This is a genomic window from Cellulomonas sp. ACRRI (assembly GCF_022346185.1).
Lineage (GTDB): Bacteria > Actinomycetota > Actinomycetes > Actinomycetales > Cellulomonadaceae > Cellulomonas.
The window spans coordinates 1-16,294 of the sequence record NZ_JAKRMS010000101.1; the positions used below are offsets into that span (position 1 = coordinate 1).

General features: G+C 76.2%; 15 protein-coding genes. 6 read left to right on the top strand and 9 right to left on the bottom strand.

Annotation, left to right across the window (positions count from 1 at the left end; genetic code table 11):
• Window positions 1–213: 213 nt before the first annotated feature.
• Window positions 214–837, top strand: coding sequence for a hypothetical protein (locus MHY85_RS15785; protein WP_239197972.1), 624 nt, complete (start codon window positions 214–216; stop codon window positions 835–837).
• On the opposite strand, the gene MHY85_RS15790 is transcribed toward MHY85_RS15785, so the two are convergent.
• The 3 genes from MHY85_RS15790 to sucC all read right to left on the bottom strand — a co-directional run bounded on the left by MHY85_RS15790 (window position 834) and on the right by sucC (window position 4,544).
• Window positions 834–2,192 carry a DUF6350 family protein gene (locus MHY85_RS15790; protein WP_239197948.1) on the bottom strand — a complete coding sequence of 453 codons (1,359 nt, stop codon included), beginning with the start codon at window positions 2,190–2,192 and terminating at the stop codon, window positions 834–836. The two genes, MHY85_RS15785 and MHY85_RS15790, sit on opposite strands and share 4 nt — an antisense overlap.
• Before the next feature lie 232 nt (window positions 2,193–2,424).
• Window positions 2,425–3,321 (bottom strand): succinate--CoA ligase subunit alpha, encoded by an 897-nt coding sequence (gene sucD, locus MHY85_RS15795; protein ID WP_147794277.1) that lies wholly within the window; start codon window positions 3,319–3,321, stop codon window positions 2,425–2,427.
• Window positions 3,322–3,359: 38 nt separating this feature from the next.
• Window positions 3,360–4,544 (bottom strand): ADP-forming succinate--CoA ligase subunit beta, encoded by a 1,185-nt coding sequence (gene sucC / locus MHY85_RS15800; RefSeq protein ID WP_239197950.1) that lies wholly within the window; start codon window positions 4,542–4,544, stop codon window positions 3,360–3,362.
• A gap of 176 nt (window positions 4,545–4,720) precedes the next feature.
• Here sucC and MHY85_RS15805 point away from each other — a divergent pair, with 176 nt between their 5' ends.
• Together MHY85_RS15805 and MHY85_RS15810 are read left to right on the top strand one after the other, a co-directional pair.
• Window positions 4,721–4,954: a helix-turn-helix domain-containing protein gene (locus MHY85_RS15805; protein WP_239197952.1), complete on the top strand. Its 234-nt coding sequence runs from the start codon at window positions 4,721–4,723 to the stop codon at window positions 4,952–4,954.
• A 35-nt stretch (window positions 4,955–4,989) separates the two neighbouring features.
• A complete protein-coding gene (locus tag MHY85_RS15810; protein ID WP_239197954.1) occupies window positions 4,990–5,547 on the top strand; it encodes a Clp protease N-terminal domain-containing protein in 558 nt (185 codons plus the stop codon).
• A gap of 118 nt (window positions 5,548–5,665) precedes the next feature.
• Here MHY85_RS15810 and MHY85_RS15815 read toward each other — a convergent pair whose 3' ends face one another.
• The 3 genes from MHY85_RS15815 to MHY85_RS15825 all read right to left on the bottom strand — a co-directional run bounded on the left by MHY85_RS15815 (window position 5,666) and on the right by MHY85_RS15825 (window position 11,435).
• Complete coding sequence (locus MHY85_RS15815) at window positions 5,666–6,331, bottom strand: AIM24 family protein (protein WP_239197956.1); 666 nt, start codon at window positions 6,329–6,331, stop codon at window positions 5,666–5,668.
• Window positions 6,332–6,397: 66 nt separating this feature from the next.
• Window positions 6,398–8,980, bottom strand: coding sequence for a DNA helicase PcrA (gene pcrA, locus MHY85_RS15820; RefSeq protein WP_239197958.1), 2,583 nt, complete (start codon window positions 8,978–8,980; stop codon window positions 6,398–6,400).
• A gap of 43 nt (window positions 8,981–9,023) precedes the next feature.
• Entirely contained in the window at window positions 9,024–11,435 is a 2,412-nt protein-coding gene (locus MHY85_RS15825) for a glycoside hydrolase family 31 protein (RefSeq protein ID WP_239197960.1), read from the bottom strand.
• Window positions 11,436–11,496: 61 nt separating this feature from the next.
• Between MHY85_RS15825 and MHY85_RS15830 the strand changes: the two genes are divergently transcribed.
• Window positions 11,497–12,543: a LacI family DNA-binding transcriptional regulator gene (locus MHY85_RS15830; RefSeq protein ID WP_239197962.1), complete on the top strand. Its 1,047-nt coding sequence runs from the start codon at window positions 11,497–11,499 to the stop codon at window positions 12,541–12,543.
• A 27-nt stretch (window positions 12,544–12,570) separates the two neighbouring features.
• Here MHY85_RS15830 and MHY85_RS15835 read toward each other — a convergent pair whose 3' ends face one another.
• Entirely contained in the window at window positions 12,571–12,921 is a 351-nt protein-coding gene (locus tag MHY85_RS15835) for a hypothetical protein (protein ID WP_239197964.1), read from the bottom strand.
• 101 nt (window positions 12,922–13,022) lie between these two features.
• Here MHY85_RS15835 and MHY85_RS15840 point away from each other — a divergent pair, with 101 nt between their 5' ends.
• On the top strand, window positions 13,023–13,490 hold the full coding sequence (locus MHY85_RS15840; protein WP_239197966.1) for a hypothetical protein: 468 nt from the start codon (window positions 13,023–13,025) through the stop codon (window positions 13,488–13,490).
• Between the two features lie 41 nt (window positions 13,491–13,531).
• Here the strand turns inward: MHY85_RS15840 and MHY85_RS15845 are convergent, their stop codons facing one another.
• Complete coding sequence (locus MHY85_RS15845; RefSeq protein WP_147794287.1) at window positions 13,532–14,191, bottom strand: response regulator transcription factor; 660 nt, start codon at window positions 14,189–14,191, stop codon at window positions 13,532–13,534.
• Window positions 14,188–15,474, bottom strand: a complete 1,287-nt coding sequence (locus MHY85_RS15850) for an ATP-binding protein (protein ID WP_239197968.1) — start codon at window positions 15,472–15,474, stop codon at window positions 14,188–14,190. The genes MHY85_RS15845 and MHY85_RS15850 overlap by 4 nt, the downstream gene beginning before the upstream one ends.
• A 135-nt stretch (window positions 15,475–15,609) precedes the next feature.
• Here MHY85_RS15850 and MHY85_RS15855 point away from each other — a divergent pair.
• The coding region (locus MHY85_RS15855) for a PspC domain-containing protein (RefSeq protein ID WP_239197970.1) at window positions 15,610–16,294 on the top strand (685 nt) is incomplete at its 3' end.

The following is a 16,294-nucleotide window of genomic DNA, read 5'->3' on the forward strand; positions in this document are numbered from 1 at the left end:
GTCGTCGCTGTCGTCCTGCCCCTGCCCGGTGCGCCCCGCCCGCCGCGCCCGGCCCGCACGCCGGCGCCCGCCCGGTCGGATCCGCCGAGATGGCAACTCTCGGCTGCACGACCGGCCGGGGCGACAGCCGAGAGTTGCCATCTCGGCGAGGCTCGGGCTCGCGGTGCGCGCGGGGCGGGCGCGACGCCGCGCGGGTGCGCGAGAATGGCCCGCGTGAGCAACCCGTACGCCCCGCCCTCGCCCGACCGCGCACCCGCGGACGGTCCCGGGCGCGCGGACGGCGGCGACCCCACCGACCCCGCGGACCCGACCGGCCCGACGCGCCCGGACCCCGCGGGTCCCGCCGGCCCCGGCCCGTCCGGCCCGGGCCACCCGCTGCCGCCGCACCCCGCGCCCGGTCCGCACCCGCCGCGCCCGCACCCCGGGCCGGCCGGGCCGCCGCCGTCCCCCGAGGCGCTGGCCCGGGTGGGTCGCCTGGTGCGGCACTTCGGCGTGTGGCTGCTCGCGGGCGTCGCCGTGACGCTCCTGCCGCTGCCGTGGCGGTTCGCGGCGGTCGCGTTCCTGGTCGGCGCCGTGGTCACCGGCGTCCGCGCGCTGCTCGCCGTCGTCCGGTCCGGGCTCCGGGGCGGCGTCGGGGCCATGCTGGTCGCGGGGCTGCTGATGACGGGCCTGGTGCTGGTCGGCTCGCTCGGCTCGCTGGCGACCTGGCGGATCGACGCCGACCGGCAGGCGTGCCTGCAGGGCGCGCTGACCCGCTCGGCCGAGGCGGCGTGCGAGCGCGCGTACGACGACGCGGTCGGCGACCTGACGAACCGCCTCACCGGCGGGCGCGGCTAGCCCGGTCCCCGCCTGGCCCGCCCCGTCGCGGCCGACCAGACGCGGCGCGCCGCCCCGGCGACGGCCGCGCGCACGTGCCGGTCGCCCGGCAGCAGCACCACGAGCCCGCCGACCGCCACCCCGCCGGCCACGGCGAGCGCGACGAGCGCCGGCTCCGGCCCGAGCTCGGTCATCCGCCCCGGCCCGATCCCCCCGCGCGCAAGGGCCGCGAGCACCAGGGCACCGAGCCCGGCCGCAGCGGCCGCGACCAGCCCGGCGACCGGGGCGTCGGACGCGCGCCCGGTGACCAGCCGGCGGCGCAGCACGAGCGCGGCGGCGGCCCCGGCGAGCAGCGTGACGACCGGGACCGCGACGAGCACGCCGCCCGCGACGTCCGGCGCCGGCAGCGCCCCCAGCAGGGGCACCGCCGGCAGCGCACCGGCCTGCACCCCGCCGACCGCGAACGACGTGCCCGTGCCGACCGCGAATCCCGGTCCCGTCAGCCAGGCGAACGCCCACAGCACCAGCGTCGGAGCGTACGCGAGCTCCCCGACGGCGAGCACGATGCCGCCGACCGCGTCGAGCCGCAGGCTCCCGACCACCTCCGCGACCGCGCTGCGGCCGGTCAGCACCCAGAGCGTGGCGAGCGCCGCGGCCAGGAGCACCAGCGTCGCGAGCGCGGTCGCGCCCGCGGCGACGCCGTGGGCGACGGGCTCGGGCAGCCGCGACCGCACCGGCTCCACGACGTCCCGGAACCGGGGCGCCTCGGGTCGGCGCAGCAGCCCGGCGCCCAGCCCGAGCGCGGCCACGACGGCCCCGCCGAGCAGCCCGGCCCCCAGGTGCAGCAGCGGCACGCCGGTGGCCAGCCCGACGACGAGCACCACGCCCAGGTACGCGCCCACCCCCGCGCCGAACGCCGACCGGGTGGCGTACCCGGAGCGGCGGGCGGACGCGTAGCAGCCGAACAGCGCGAGCGCGGTCAGGCCCAGCGGCACCAGCGTCACCGTCGGGGCGGCGGTCATCGGGACGCCGTGCGCGAGCAGCCACAGCCCCGCGGCGACCTCGACGGCGCGGGTCCAGGGGACCCCGGTCGTCGCCGGTGCGGCGGAGGTGGCGACGTAGGCGGCGATCGCCGGCAGCACGACGACGAGGAGCGACAGCAGCGCCGCCTGCAGCCCGGCGAGCATGCCGCCGACCCACCGCGGGGCGCCGTCGAGGTCGCTCACGAAGAACCGCGGCGAGGCGGCGTCGTCCACGACGCGGCGCCGGGCCCGGCCGGAGCCGCCCGAGCCGGCGCCGCGGCCCCCGGGCGCGCCGGAGCCCCCGGGCGCGCCGGAGCCGCGTCCGTCGGGGCGGGTGCCGGGCGGGATGCTCACCCGTCCATGGTCCCCGCCGGACGCCGCCGGGCGGCCCAACCGCCCCGGCGCGCCGCGGGGTGGCGTGCCCCACCCCGGGTGCGCGCCCCGCCGAGCTCGCCGGTTCCGCGCGAGCTCCCCGGGTTCCGCCCGGGCCGGACGCGTGCGACCGACGAACCCGGCGCGACCCCCGACGCGCAGCGGGCGCCGCACCCCGGGAGGGTGCGGCGCCCGTCGTGCGCGGTCCGTGCGGTCAGCTGAGCAGCGCGCGCGCCAGCTCGGCGGTCTCGGTCGGCGTCGTGCCGACCTTCACCCCCGCGGCCTCGAGGGCCTCCTTCTTGGCCTGCGCGGTGCCGGCCGAGCCGGACACGATCGCGCCGGCGTGGCCCATCGTCTTGCCCTCGGGGGCGGTGAAGCCCGCGACGTAGCCGACGACCGGCTTGGTCACGTGCTCGGTGATGTACGCGGCGGCCCGCTCCTCGGCGTCGCCGCCGATCTCGCCGATCATCACGATCAGGTCGGTCTCGGGGTCGGCCTCGAACGCGGCGAGCGCGTCGATGTGCGTCGTGCCGATGATCGGGTCGCCGCCGATGCCGACGGCCGTCGAGAACCCGAGGTCCCGGAGCTCGTACATCATCTGGTAGGTCAGCGTGCCGGACTTCGACACCAGGCCGATCCGGCCGGGTCCGGTGATGTCCGACGGGATGATGCCGACGTTGGACTTCCCGGGGCTGATGAGACCCGGGCAGTTGGGGCCGAGCAGCCGGACGCCCTTGGCCTGGGCGTAGGCGAAGAACTCGGCGGTGTCGGCGACCGGGACGCCCTCGGTGATGATCACGATCAGCGGCACGCCGGCGTCGACCGCCTCGATGACGGCGGCCTTCGTGAAGGCCGGCGGCACGAAGATGACCGACACGTCGGCCTTGGTCGCCTCGACGGCCTGGGCCACCGAGCCGAACACCGGGATCGCCACGGTCAGGCCGGAGCCGTCGCCGCGGGGGAACTCGACGCTGGTGCCCGCCTTGCGCGGGTTCACGCCGCCGACGACGGTGGTGCCCGACGCCAGCATGCGGGTGGTGTGCTTGCTGCCTTCGGACCCGGTCATGCCCTGCACGATGACCTTGGAGTCCGCGGTCAGGAAGATCGCCATGGTGGGTTGTCTCTCGTCTCTCGCGTCGCTGCGGTCGGTCAGGCGGTGGCGGCCAGGCGGGCGGCCTCGGCGGCGCCCCCGTCCATGGTCTCGGCCAGCGTGACGAGCGGGTGGGCCGCGTCCCGGATGATGCGGCGGCCCTCGAGCACGTTGTTGCCGTCCAGGCGGACGACCAGCGGCTTGGTGGCCTCGTCGCCCAGGATGCCGAGCGCCGCGACGATCCCGTTGGCGACCGCGTCGCACGCCGTGATGCCGCCGAACACGTTGACGAACACCGACTTCACCTGCGGGTCGGACAGGATGATGTCCAGGCCCGCGGCCATCACCTCGGCCGAGGCGCCGCCGCCGATGTCGAGGAAGTTCGCCGGCTTCACGCCGCCGTGCTGCTGCCCGGCGTACGCCACCACGTCGAGGGTGCTCATCACGAGCCCCGCGCCGTTGCCGATGACGCCGACCTCGCCGTCGAGCTTGACGTAGTTGAGGTCCTTCTCCTTCGCGCGCGCCTCGAGCGGGTCCGCAGCGGCGGCGTCCTCGAGGGCGGCGTGGTCCTCGTGCCGGAAGTCGGCGTTGCCGTCCAGCGTGACCTTGCCGTCGAGGGCGACGACCTCGCCGGCCTCGGTCAGCACGAGCGGGTTCACCTCGACGAGCGTGGCGTCCTCCTCGCGGTAGACGTCCCACAGCTTCGTCAGCACTGCGGCGACCTTCGGGCCCACCTCGGCGTCGAAGCCCGCGGCCGCGACGATCTCGTCGGCCTTCGCCTGGTCGATGCCCACCCGCGGGTCCACCGGGACCTTGGCGAGCGCCTCGGGGCGCTCGACCGCGAGCTGCTCGATCTCCATGCCGCCCTCGACGCTCGCCATCGCGAGGTACCGGCGCTCGGCGCGGTCGAGGAGCAGGGAGAAGTAGTACTCCTTCGCGATGCTCGCGCCGGCGGCGATCATCACGCGGTGCACCGTGTGGCCCTTGATGTCCATGCCGAGGATCTCGGCGGCGCGCTGCTCGGCCTCCTGCTCGGAGCGGGCGATCTTGACGCCGCCGGCCTTGCCGCGGCCGCCGGTCTTCACCTGCGCCTTGACGACCACCACGCCGGTCGCGCCGTCGGCGCCCAGCAGGGTCTCGGCCGCCGCACGCGCCTCGGAAGGCGTCGTCGCGACGATCCCTCCCAGGACGGGTACCCCGTGCCGCTCGAAGATGTCACGTGCCTGGTACTCGAACAGGTCCACCTGCTGCGGTCCTTCCCTCGCCCTGCGGTCCCGTGGGTGGGATCTGGCTGCTCTGCCGCGGACGATCGTAGCCCGGTGGCCCGGCTTTATCTTCACGTCGAGATATGTGACCCAGGTCGCACGCGAACCGTCAAGGTCCCTTGACAGCCCGCAGCGGCGTCAAGCAGAGTTGACACATGACCGGCACCGACCCCACCCCCGACTCCGCCGACGGCGCGCTCGCCGCGGCGACGGCCGACGACCCCGCGACCGGCCTGCGCGCCGTGCGCTCGCTGCGGGTGCTCGCCGACCGGCTGGAGACCCTGCAGGTCGGCCGGGCCCGCGAGCTCGGCTGGTCCTGGCAGGACATCGCGGACGCCCTCGGCGTGAGCCGGCAGGCCGTCCACCAGAAGCACCACCGGCGCGGCTGAGCGGCCGCCCAGCCCACCCGCGAGAGGAGACGACGATGTTCGAGAGGTTCACCACCGGCGCCCGCGCCGCGGTCGTGCAGGCGCAGGAGGTCGCCCGCGACCTGGGCGACGCCCGGATCACCCCCGCGCACCTCGTGGTCGCGATCGCGTCCGTCGGCGACCCCGCCGCGACGGCGCTCGCCGCGCACGGCGCCGACCGGGCGGCGCTGCTCGACCGGTTCGACGGCGACGGGCTCGACCCCGCCGCCCTGGCCGCCCTCGGCATCGACCTGGACGCGGTGCGCCGGCGCGCGGACACCGTGTTCGGCGCGGGCGCGCTGGACCGGGCGGACCGCGCGCGGCGACCCGCGGCCGCCGGCCGCCGCGCGACCGGGCACGTCCCGTTCACCCGCGACGCGAAGAAGACCCTCGAGGTCGCGCTGCGCGAGGCGATCCGGCTCGGTCACAAGCGCATCGAGGCCGGGCACGTGCTGCTCGCGGTCGTCCGGCTCTCGGACACCGACGGGTACGCGCTGCTCCGGCGCGCCGGCGTCGACCCGGCGGCCCTGGCGGCGGACGTCACGGCCCGCCTGGCCGGCACGGCGGCGGCCTGACCGGAGGCGCGGGCGCGGGCCGACCGACGACGCCCGGCCTACGGTTTCCGGCCCGGCCCACGACGATCGCCGGGGGCCGGGCCGGAAACCGTAGGCGTCGCCCCGGGCGCCCCGCGCGTCAGGCGGTCGGGACGGGGTAGCCCTCGGAGGGCTGGACGACGACGAAGCCCGGGCCGTGGAACGTGTACTGGAACGCCTCTCCCGTGCCGCCGCGCAGCAGCGAGCTCACGTTCATGCTCGACACCACGCCGGGCGTGAGGTTCGCCGACCAGCACACGGCGGCGTTCGGGTCGACGAACGTCGGCTGCTGCGAGCAGTCGAGGATCATCGGCTGCCCGTGCGAGGTCAGCGCGACGGTGCCGTTCCCCTGGATCAGGGTGTTCCAGAACCCGCCGGTCATCATCCCGGCGCCCTTGGTCCGGTGCATGTCCCACTGCAGCTCGGCGTCGAAGGCGAGCAGCGAGGAGCCGCCGACGCTGATCGCGTCGCCCTCGAGCTGCAGCAGGAACACGTGCTCGGCGGCGCGCGCGAAGAACACCTCGCCCGGACCGGACACCCGCATGAGGGGCTGGTCGTCGGCGCTCATCGCGCGCTTGACGAACCGGGCGATCGAGCCGGAGGACTCGTGGTGGAACTGCACCTGCCCCTGGTGGGCGACCATCGCGCCCTTCGCCGCGAGGACGTCGGGGCCGAGGGTCACCTTGAGCATCTTGGTGCTCTGCAGGGCGAACCGCTCGGCGGTCTGCACCTCGTGGTGGGCCTGGTCGAAGATCGGGCTGCGCATGCCCCCGATCATGCCGGACGGCGAGTCCCGGCGCTGGTCAGCGCCGGGACCGGCCGGCGACGCGCGTCAGAGCTTGGTGACCGGCGAGTACCGCAGCAGCAGCCGCTTGGTGCCCTCGCTGCCGAAGTCGACCTTCGCGACCGCGTTCGGCCCGCCGCCCTCGACCGCGACGACCGTGCCGAGCCCGTACGCGTCGTGCGTGACCTTGTCGCCCACGGTGAGCGTCGGGATCGCCGTGTCCGGGCGCGGGGTCGCCGAGCCGAACGTCGCGCCGCCGGACCCGGGCGCCTTGCGGGACGGCTCGCCCGCGCGGGACGCCGCGGAGCTCTTCTTCCAGCTCTGCGCGGAGCCGGACCCGGAGCCCGATCCCGAGCGGTCGCCGTAGCCGCCGCCCGAGGCGTACCCGGACCGCCCGCCGAGGAACCCGCCCGGGCCGCGCAGCCGGTCGTTCGACGACTCGCGCCGCCGCCAGTCGATGAGGTCCTCGGGCAGGTCGTCGAGGAACCGGCTCGGCGGGAACTCGTTCGGCACGCCCCACGCCGTGCGCACCGCCGCGCGCGAGATGTACAGCCGCTGCCGCGCGCGGGTCAGGCCGACGTACGCCAGCCGGCGCTCCTCGGCCAGCTGGTCGGTGTCGGCGAGCGACCGCATGTGCGGGAACGTGCCGTCCTCCATGCCGGTGAGGAACACCACGGGGAACTCCAGGCCCTTGGCGGTGTGCAGGGTCATCAGCGTGATGACGCCCTGGTCCGGCTTCGGCTCGCCGCCCTCGTCGTCCCCGCCGTCGTCCGAGGGGATCTGGTCGGAGTCGGCGACCAGCGAGACCCGCTCGAGGAAGTCGGCGAGGTCGCCCTCAGGGTCGGACTGCTCGAACTCGGAGGCGACGGCGTGCAGCTCGGCGAGGTTCTCGACGCGGGTCTGGTCCTGCGGGTCCTCGCTCGCGCGGAGCTCGGCGAGGTAGCCGCTGCGGTCGAGCACGACGGACAGGATCTCGGCCGGGCCGGCGCCGGACTCGGCGAGCGCCCGCACGTCGGACATCATCTCGGCGAACGCCCGCAGGCCGGTGACCGCGCGGGTGCCGAGTCCGGGCACCTCCTCCAGGTGCTCCAGCGCCTGGCCGAACGAGACGCGCTCCCGCTCGGCGTAGCCGGCGACCATCGCCTCGGACCGGTCGCCGAGCCCGCGCTTGGGCACGTTGAGGATGCGCCGCAGGTTGACGTCGTCGTCGGGGTTGGCGATCGCGCGCAGGTACGCCACGGCGTCCTTGATCTCGCGCCGCTCGTAGAACCGGGTGCCGCCGACCACCTTGTACGGCAGGCCGACGCGGATCAGCACCTCCTCCAGCGCCCGGGACTGGGCGTTGGCGCGGTAGAAGATCGCGACGTCGCCGGGGCGGACGCCGTCGGAGTCGCCCAGGCGGTCGATCTCCTCCGCGACGAACCGCGCCTCCTCGTGCTCGTTGTCGGCGACGTAGGCGACGATCTTCGGCCCGGACCCGGAGTCGGTCCACAGCCGCTTGGGCTTGCGGCCGGGGTTCTTGCTGATCACCGCGTTGGCGGCGGACAGGATGGTCTGCGTCGAGCGGTAGTTCTGCTCCAGCAGGATGGTCGTGGCGTCCGGGTAGTCCGCCTCGAACTCCATGATGTTGCGGATGCTGGCGCCGCGGAACGCGTAGATCGACTGGTCGGCGTCGCCGACGACGGTCAGCTCGCCGCGCGGCACGTCGTCGCCGTCGGTCCCGGCGCCCGCGAGCTCGCGGACGAGCACGTACTGCGCGTGGTTGGTGTCCTGGTACTCGTCGACGAGCACGTGCCGGAACCGGCGGCGGTAGTGCTCGGCGACGGCCGGGAACGCCTGCAGCAGGTTGACCGTCGTCATGATCAGGTCGTCGAAGTCGAGGGCGTTCGCCTGGCGCAGCCGCTGCTGGTAGCGGGTGTAGACCTGCGCGAGCGTCTGGTCGAAGTCGTTGCCCGACGAACCGCCCGAGGTGGCCGCGAACGTGTCGGGGTCGACGAGCTCGTCCTTGAGGTTGGAGATCTTGGACGCCAGCGCCTTCGGCGGGTACTTCTTCGGGTCCAGGTCGAGCTCGCGGGCCACCAGCGTGAGCAGCCGCTGGGAGTCGGCGGCGTCGTAGATGGAGAACGACGACCGCAGCCCGAGCGTCGTCGCCTCGCGCCGCAGGATCCGCACGCACGCGGAGTGGAACGTCGACACCCACATCGCGCGGGCCGACGGGCCGACGAGGGCGGCCACGCGCTCGCGCATCTCCGCCGCGGCCTTGTTGGTGAACGTGATCGCCAGGATCTCCCCCGCGCGCGCCTGCCGGGTCGCCAGCAGGTGCGCGATGCGGTGGGTCAGCACGCGGGTCTTGCCCGAGCCGGCGCCCGCGACGATGAGCAGCGGCCCGCCGTGGTGCAGGACCGCGGCGCGCTGCTGCGGGTTGAGGCCGACGAGCAGCGCGTCGGCGTCGACCGACGGCGCGCGGCCGCGCGCGCCCCGGCGGTCGTCGTCGCGGGGCGCGTCGAGGTCCCCGCCCGCACCGGCACCGTCACCGGGCAGGTCACCGCGCGGCGGCACGGCGGCCGGCAGGCGACCGAGGTCGGAGAGGGCGAGTCCGGGCAGCGGCAGGTTCTCGAAGAGCGACGTCATGGCAGGGCCCAGCCTAGGCGCCCCCACCGACACCCGCGGCGCCTCACCCCCGGGCCAGCAGGACCTCCCGGAGGGCGGACAGCAGGGACGGCGGGAGGCCCAGCGCGTCGAGGTGCGACAGCCGCACGTGCAGCGGCCGGTCGGCCGTCGCCGCGGCCAGCGCGGCGGTCAGCAGGGCGTTCTGGGTCCACGCGGCGCGCAGGACGCGCAGCACCTCGGCGTCCGGGGCGGGGCCGGCGAGCGGGACCGTGCCGCAGGTCACCTCGAGCAGGGCGCGCGCGGGCACGCCGGCGACGTCGACGCGCAGCCGGCCGTCGACCACGCGCGCCGTCACGGGCACCGTCGTGCCGTCGACCCGCGCCACGACACGGGCGGCGACGTCCGCGGTCGCGCCCGCGGTCACCAGCGTCAGCGTCCAGTCGCGGTCGGCCGGCACGCACCCGGCCGCGCCCTCGACCGGGGCGACCGTCAGCGTCCCGGGCCCGTCCGCCCACCGGATCGCCGTCCGGGCGATCCCGGCGGGGTCCGTCCCGTCGCCCGCGCCGTCGTCCTCGACCAGCGTGAACGCGCCGTCGGCCCCCGGGACGACCAGCAGCTCCAGGTGGCCCGGGTTGACCGGGTCGTTGCCGGGGACCTCGGCCCCGTCGAGCGGCACCACCGCGCCCGGCCGCGCCAGCACCGGGATCGAGTCGAGCGGGCGGTGCAGGTCGAGCAGCCGGTCGCCGTCGTAGACCGCGCCGGTGAGCACGTCGACCCAGGTGCCCGGCGGCAGCCACGCCCGCACGGCGGACGCGCGGGTGACCGGGTCGGCGGGCGTGGTCACCGGGGCGACCAGGAGCTCGGAGCCGAACAGGAACTGCTGCGGCACGTCGTAGGCCTCGGGGCGGTCGGGCCACGCGTGGTAGAGCGGCCGGACCAGGGCGACCGACTCGGCCGCGGCGCGGTGGTTCATCGTGTGCAGGTACGGCACGAGGCGGTGCCGCAGCCGCAGGAACTCCGCCTGCACCTGCCGGGCGTGCGGCCCGAACGACCACGGCTCCTTGCTGGTGAACGGGTTGTCCGAGGAGTGCAGCCGCAGGATCGGCGAGAACGTCCCGAGCTGCACCCAGCGGGTCGCCAGCTCCTCGTCCCGCACGCCGAAGAAGTGCCCGCCGATGTCGTGCGACCACCAGCCGTAGCCGATGTTCGCCGCGGTGGCGGTGAACTCCGGCTGGAACGCCAGCGAGTCCCAGGTGATGACGGTGTCGCCGGAGAACCCGACCGGGTACCGGTGGCTGCCCGGCCCGGCGTACCGGGAGAACGTCAGCCCGCGCCGGCCGTCCCGGGCGCTGTCGAGGTAGTGGAAGTGGTTGAGCATCCACAGCGGGTCGATGCCGGCGACGCGGGAGTGCCCGCCCTGCTGCCAGTCGAGCCACCAGAAGTCGACCCCGTCCCGCTCGAGGCCCCGGTGCAGCACCGAGAAGTACGCCGCGAGGAACTCCCGGTCCGTGACGTCGAAGGCGATCGGGTCGCCGTCGGGCTCCCGGCCGAGCGCCGCGCACATCGCGGCGTAGGCGTCCTCGTGCGCGCGCACGCCGTCGGCGGGGTGCACGTTCAGCGTCACGCGCAGGCCGCGCTCGTGCAGCCAGGACAGCAGCGCGGGCGGGTCGGGGAACAGGTCCCGGTTCCAGGTGTACCCGGTCCAGCCGGAGCCGAGCGCCGGGTCGACCTCGGTGACGTGCCAGTCCATGTCGAGCACCGACACCGACAGCGGGATCCGCTCGGCGGCGAACCGCTCGACCACCTCGCGGTAGCCCTCCGCCGTGTACCGGTGGAACCGGCTCCACCACGTGCCGAGCGCCCAGCGCGGCAGCACCGGCACCGGACCGGACACCGCGTGGAACGCCCGCAGCGCCTCCGCGTGGTCGTGCGCGTAGCCGAAGACGTACAGGTCCTGCCGGGACCCGTCGCGCGGGGCGACCCAGCCGTCGGGCTCGAACACCATCGACCGCGAGTCGTCCAGCACCGCGTAGCCCTGCCGGGACACGACGCCGCCCTCCAGCGGGACGCGCCCGTCCGCCTCGTCCAGCGTGCGGGCCGTGCCGCCCAGGCCGTCGGCGGGCTGCCCGTACCGCCACACCGAGCGGTACGCGCTGACCCCGCCCGTGACCTCGACCGACAGGCCGGCGGTGCTGAACGGGCCCCGGTCGTAGACGACCCGCAGCCGGGACGTGACGACCTCGACGACGTGCCCGCGGTCGACCACGCGGAACTCCGGGACCGGCAGCGCGCGGTGCCGGGCGAACGTGCTGGGGCGGTCCTCGAACCGGCCGTCCTCGGCATACTCGAGCCGCACGAGGCCGTCCGCGAGGACGGTGATGCGCCAGCGGTCGCCCTGGACGACGGCGCGGGGGTCGGCGGCGCCGTCGGGGGCGGGGCCGGTCACGAGGGTCAGGGCGTCCTTGGTGCCGCTCATGGCGTCCTGTTTAACGCTAAAGTGGCGCGCACGTCAACGCCGATCCGGGGAGGCCGCGCCCGTGGACACCATCACGCTCAAGGACGTCGCGCACGCCGTCGGCGTCAGCGTGATGACGGTGTCCAACGTGGTCAACGGGCGGCTGGACCGGGTCTCCCCCGCCACCGCGGCCCGGGTCGAGCGCGCCGTCGCGGACCTCGGCTACGTCCCCAGCGCCGCGGCCCGCACGCTGGTCGCCCGCCGCTCCCGGCTGGTCGGGCTCCTGCTGCCGGGTCGGCCCGACGGCGTGAGCCTGCTCGGCAGCCCGCACGACGTCGCGGTCACCGGCGCGCTCGAGGCCACGCTGCGCGGCCGGGACCACCACCTCATGCTGCGCGGCGTCGGCGACGCCCGGGACGTGCGGGACTCCGTGCGCCGGTGGGGCCTCGACGGGGTGGTCCTCATGGGGTTCACCGACGCCGCGCTCGCCGGGCTGGACCTGTCTCCGACGCTCGCGACCGTCCTGGTCGACGCCGACGGCGGGGTCGTGCGCGCGGACGGCGGGCCGGCGCACGCGCGCGTCCGGTCCGACGACCGGGCCGGCGGGCGGCTGGCCGGCGCGCACCTGGCCGGGCTGGGGCACCGCGGCCTGGTGCTGTGCGGGCCGGTCGACGGCGCGAGCCGGGTCGTCGCCGAGCGGCTCGCCGGGTTCCGGGCGGCCGCGGCGGACGCGGGGCTCGCCGCGGACGCGGTCCGGGTGGCGCACGCCCGGACGACCTACGACGAGGGCGTCGCGCTGGGCGGGCGGCTCGCCGCGGACGTGCGCGCGGGCGACGTCACCGCGGCGTTCGCCACGGCCGACGTGCTGGCCGCGGGCGTGGCCCGCGGGCTCGCCGACGCCGGGCTGCGGGTGCCGGAGGACGTGTCCGTGCTCGGCTACGACGACGCGGAGCTCGCCCGGCAGGTCACACCCCGGCTGTCGACGGTCGCGCAGGACACGGCCGGCAAGGGCCGGCTGGCGGCGGAGCTGCTGCTCGGGCTGGTGACCGGCGAGGACCCCGCCCCGCGGTCGGCGACGGTGCCGGTCGCGCTGGTCGCGCGGGAGTCGACGGCGCCGGCGCCGCGCTGACGGCGCCGTCGCCGGCCCGGCACGCGGTCAGCGCCAGAGCACCGCGACCAGGATGTTCACCAGGGTCAGGCCCAGGGTGGCGCCGACCAGGCCGCGCGTGACCTTCTCGGGGCGCCGCGCGCCGTACCAGACCAGCCCGGTCACGACGAGCGCGACGACGAGCTTCACGCCGATCTTGGCGTTGTCCGGCGGCTCGAGCCCGCCGACCTCCGCGGACCGCAGCCCGACCATGACGATCCCCGTGACCAGCGCGGTCAGGGCGCCGTGCAGCGCGCCCTTCGGGAACGCCGGCTGCCGCAGCGTGACCAGGCAGCCGCCCAGCACGATCGCCCAGCCGACCAGGTGCAGCACGACCAGCAGGCCGTACACGACGTCCATCGGACCATCCCTCGCTCGGTGCCCGGTGCGTGCAAGGATCCCCTGCGCGGCCCTGCCGGCCGCGCACCGCTGTGCCCGACGAGCCGAACCCCGAGGATGTCATGACCACCCCCGAGCACCCGAACCCCGGCGAGTCGCCCACCGGCGGGTCGCAGCCGACGCCCGGGGCCGCCCCGCAGCCCGGCGCGCCGCAGCCGGCACCGGGAGCGGCGTACCCCGCGCCCGGCGCGTACCCCGCGGCCGTCCCCGGGCCGTACCCGGTCCCGCCGCAGCCGGCGCCCTCGCCGACCCTCGCGATCGTCGGCCTGGTCACCGCCGTCATCCCGTGCACGGCCCTCGTCGGGCTCGTGATCAGCATCGTCGTGCTGGTGCGCGGCCGGCGCGGCGGCGTCCCCGGCCGCGGCCTCGCCGTGGCGGGCGTGGTCGTGGGTGCGCTCTGGCTCGTGGCCGGGGTCGTCGCGCTCGCGCTCGGCGCGTTCGGCATCGCCTCGCTCGTCGAGACCTGCGCGGACCTCGGCGACGGGGTGCACTACGTCGACGGCGTGCGCTACGAGTGCAACATCGGCTGACGCCGCGCCACCGCCCCGCGTGATCGCGGCGGCGCGCCGGATCAGAGCAGCCGGCGCGCCGCCGCCCACCGGGTCAGCTCGTGCCGCGACGACAGCTGCAGCTTGCGCAGCACCGCGGACACGTGCGTCTCGACCGTCTTGATCGAGATGAACAGCTCCCCCGCCACCTCGCGGTAGGAGTACCCCCGGGCGATCAGCCGCATCACCTCGCGCTCGCGCGCCGACAGCCGGTCCAGCTCGTCGTCGCCCGTCGCCACGTCGCCCGCGGCGGCCCCGAACGCGTCCAGCACGAACCCGGCGAGCCGGGGCGAGAACACCGCGTCGTCGCCGGCCACCCGGAGCACCGCGTCGCACAGGTCCGGCCCGGAGATCGCCTTGGTGACGTAGCCCCGCGCGCCGGCGCGGATCACCGCGACGACGTCCTCGGCGGCGTCCGACACGGACAGCGCGAGGAACCGGGTGCCGCCGAGCAGGTCGGTGCACGCGCGGATGACCTCGGCCCCGCCGCCGCCGTCGCCACCGGGCAGGTGCACGTCCAGCAGCACGACGGGCGGCTGCGTCGCGCGGACGACCTGGATCGCCTCGTCGACCGTGGCGGCCTCGCCGACGACGTGCACCCGGTCGTCGAGGGACGCCTTCACGCCCGCGCGGAACATCAGGTGGTCGTCGACCAGCACCACGTCGACCGGAGCGTCGTTCATCCCTGCATCGTCCTCTCGTCCTCCGCCGCCGCCGGCTCACGCACCAGCGGCATCCGCAGCCGCACCTCGGTGCCGCCGCCGTCCTTGCACACCACCGACGCCGTCCCGCCCCGGCGCCGCACCCGGCCCAGGATGGACTCCCGCACCCCGAACCGGTCGCTCGGCACGGCCTCGGGGTCGAAGCCGTCGCCGCGGTCCCGGACGAACACCTCGACCTCGGCCGGCCCGGCCTCCAGGTAGAGCGACACCGGCGGGCGCCCGTGCCGGACGGCGTTGAGCAGCGCCTCGCGGGTCGCCTGGAGCAGCGCGTCCGTGCTGGCGTCGGGCTCGGTGTCGCCGACGACCACCGTCTCGATCGTGACCGCCTCGCCGTCGGGGCCGGTGCGGGTGTCCTCGATCTCGGCGACGATCGCCGCCAGCACCGCCGCCACCGAGGTGCCGGGCGCCGGGCGGTCGTCGTACAGCCACGCACGCAGCTCGCGCTCCTGGGCGCGCGCCATCCGCGCGACCTCGGTCGGGTCGTCCGCCCGGGCGCGGATCAGCGCCAGGGTCTGCAGCACGGAGTCGTGCAGGTGCGCGGCGATGTCTGCCCGCTCCGACTCGCGGGCGCGGGCGGCGCGCTCGTCGCCGAGCTCGCGGACCAGCCGCAGCCACCACGGCGCGAGCACCAGGGCGACGCCGCCGAGCACCGCCACCGCCGCGACCGTCGACTGCACCAGGGTCCCGGGGGTCGCGTCCTGCCCGACCAGCAGCAGCACCCCGACGCCCGCGATCACCAGCCCGCCGGCCAGCCGCAGCACGCTGACCGGCCGGCGGCTGCCGCCCCTGCGCTCCCGCTGCACCGCGTCCAGCTGGCTCCACGCGAGGGCCGCGCCCGCGACCAGCAGCAGCACCGGCACCACCCAGTTGCCGACCACGTCGGTGCCCGCCCGCGCCAGCAGCAGCGCCACCGCGCCGGCCAGCAGCGCGACCCCCACCGCGATCTCCGTCCACGGCAGCCGGCGCAGCCGCTGCACGGCGTCGTGCTCGAGGGGGCGGTGCAGGCGGGACAGGTCGGCCGGGCGCGCGGCGTCGGCGGCGGCCGCGGGGTCGCCCACCGGGATCGTCACCCACCAGAACACGTACAGGGCCACGCCGATCCCGCCGACCGGCGTCAGCAGCACGAACAGCACGCGCACCAGGCGTGCGGACACGCCCAGGTGCAGCGCGAGACCGGCCGCGACGCCGCCGACGACGCGGCCGCGCTCCGGGCGGCGCAGCGGCAGGCGGGACGGGGACTCCATGCCCTGATCGTCACACGTCGCGGGCCCGGTGAGGGCGCCCCGGCCCCAGGATCAGGGGACCCCGGGGCACGATCAGGGGCGGGTCAGGGGGGTACCCGATGCCGCACGGGGCACCCCGCACGTCAGGATCGAGCCATGACGAACGACAGCACCGACCGCGGGTCGGGCACCGTGCCGCCGAGCGGCCCCGGTGCCCCCGGCCCCGTGCCTCCTCCCGCACCCCCGGCCGACGGCCACGGGATGTCCGGCTTCTTCGACGCGATCCGCCGCGCCGGGGTCTCCCGCTCCCAGGACCGCTGGGTCGGCGGCGTCGCCGGCGGGCTCGCCGCCCGGTTCGGCATCGACCCGCTGCTCGCCCGCGGCCTGGTCGGCGTCTCCCTGCTCATGGGCTTCGGCTTCGTGCTCTACGGCCTCGCCTGGGCGCTGCTGCCCGAGCAGTCCGACGGCCGGATCCACCTCGAGGAGACCATCCGCGGGAACTTCGACGTCGCCCTGCTCGGCTCGATCGCGCTCGTGGTCATCGGGTTCAGCTCCGGCGACTGGTGGTTCAGCTGGGGCCCGTTCCGGTCCGGCTGGTTCAGCGGCCTCGCGTGGTTCGCGGTCGTGGTCGCCGGGATCGTCATCCTCGTCAGCGCGCTGCGGCGCGGCAGGGACGGCGGCCCGGCGGCACCCTCGTGGCAGCCCCCGTACCCGGAAGGACAGCGTCCCATGACCAGCCCCAGCAGCACCCCGCCGGCACGTGCCGGCGGGGTGCAGCGGGGGCTGGTCATGGGACGCGGTCCATCCGGGTACGGGGGCTGCCACGAGGGTGCCGCCGGGC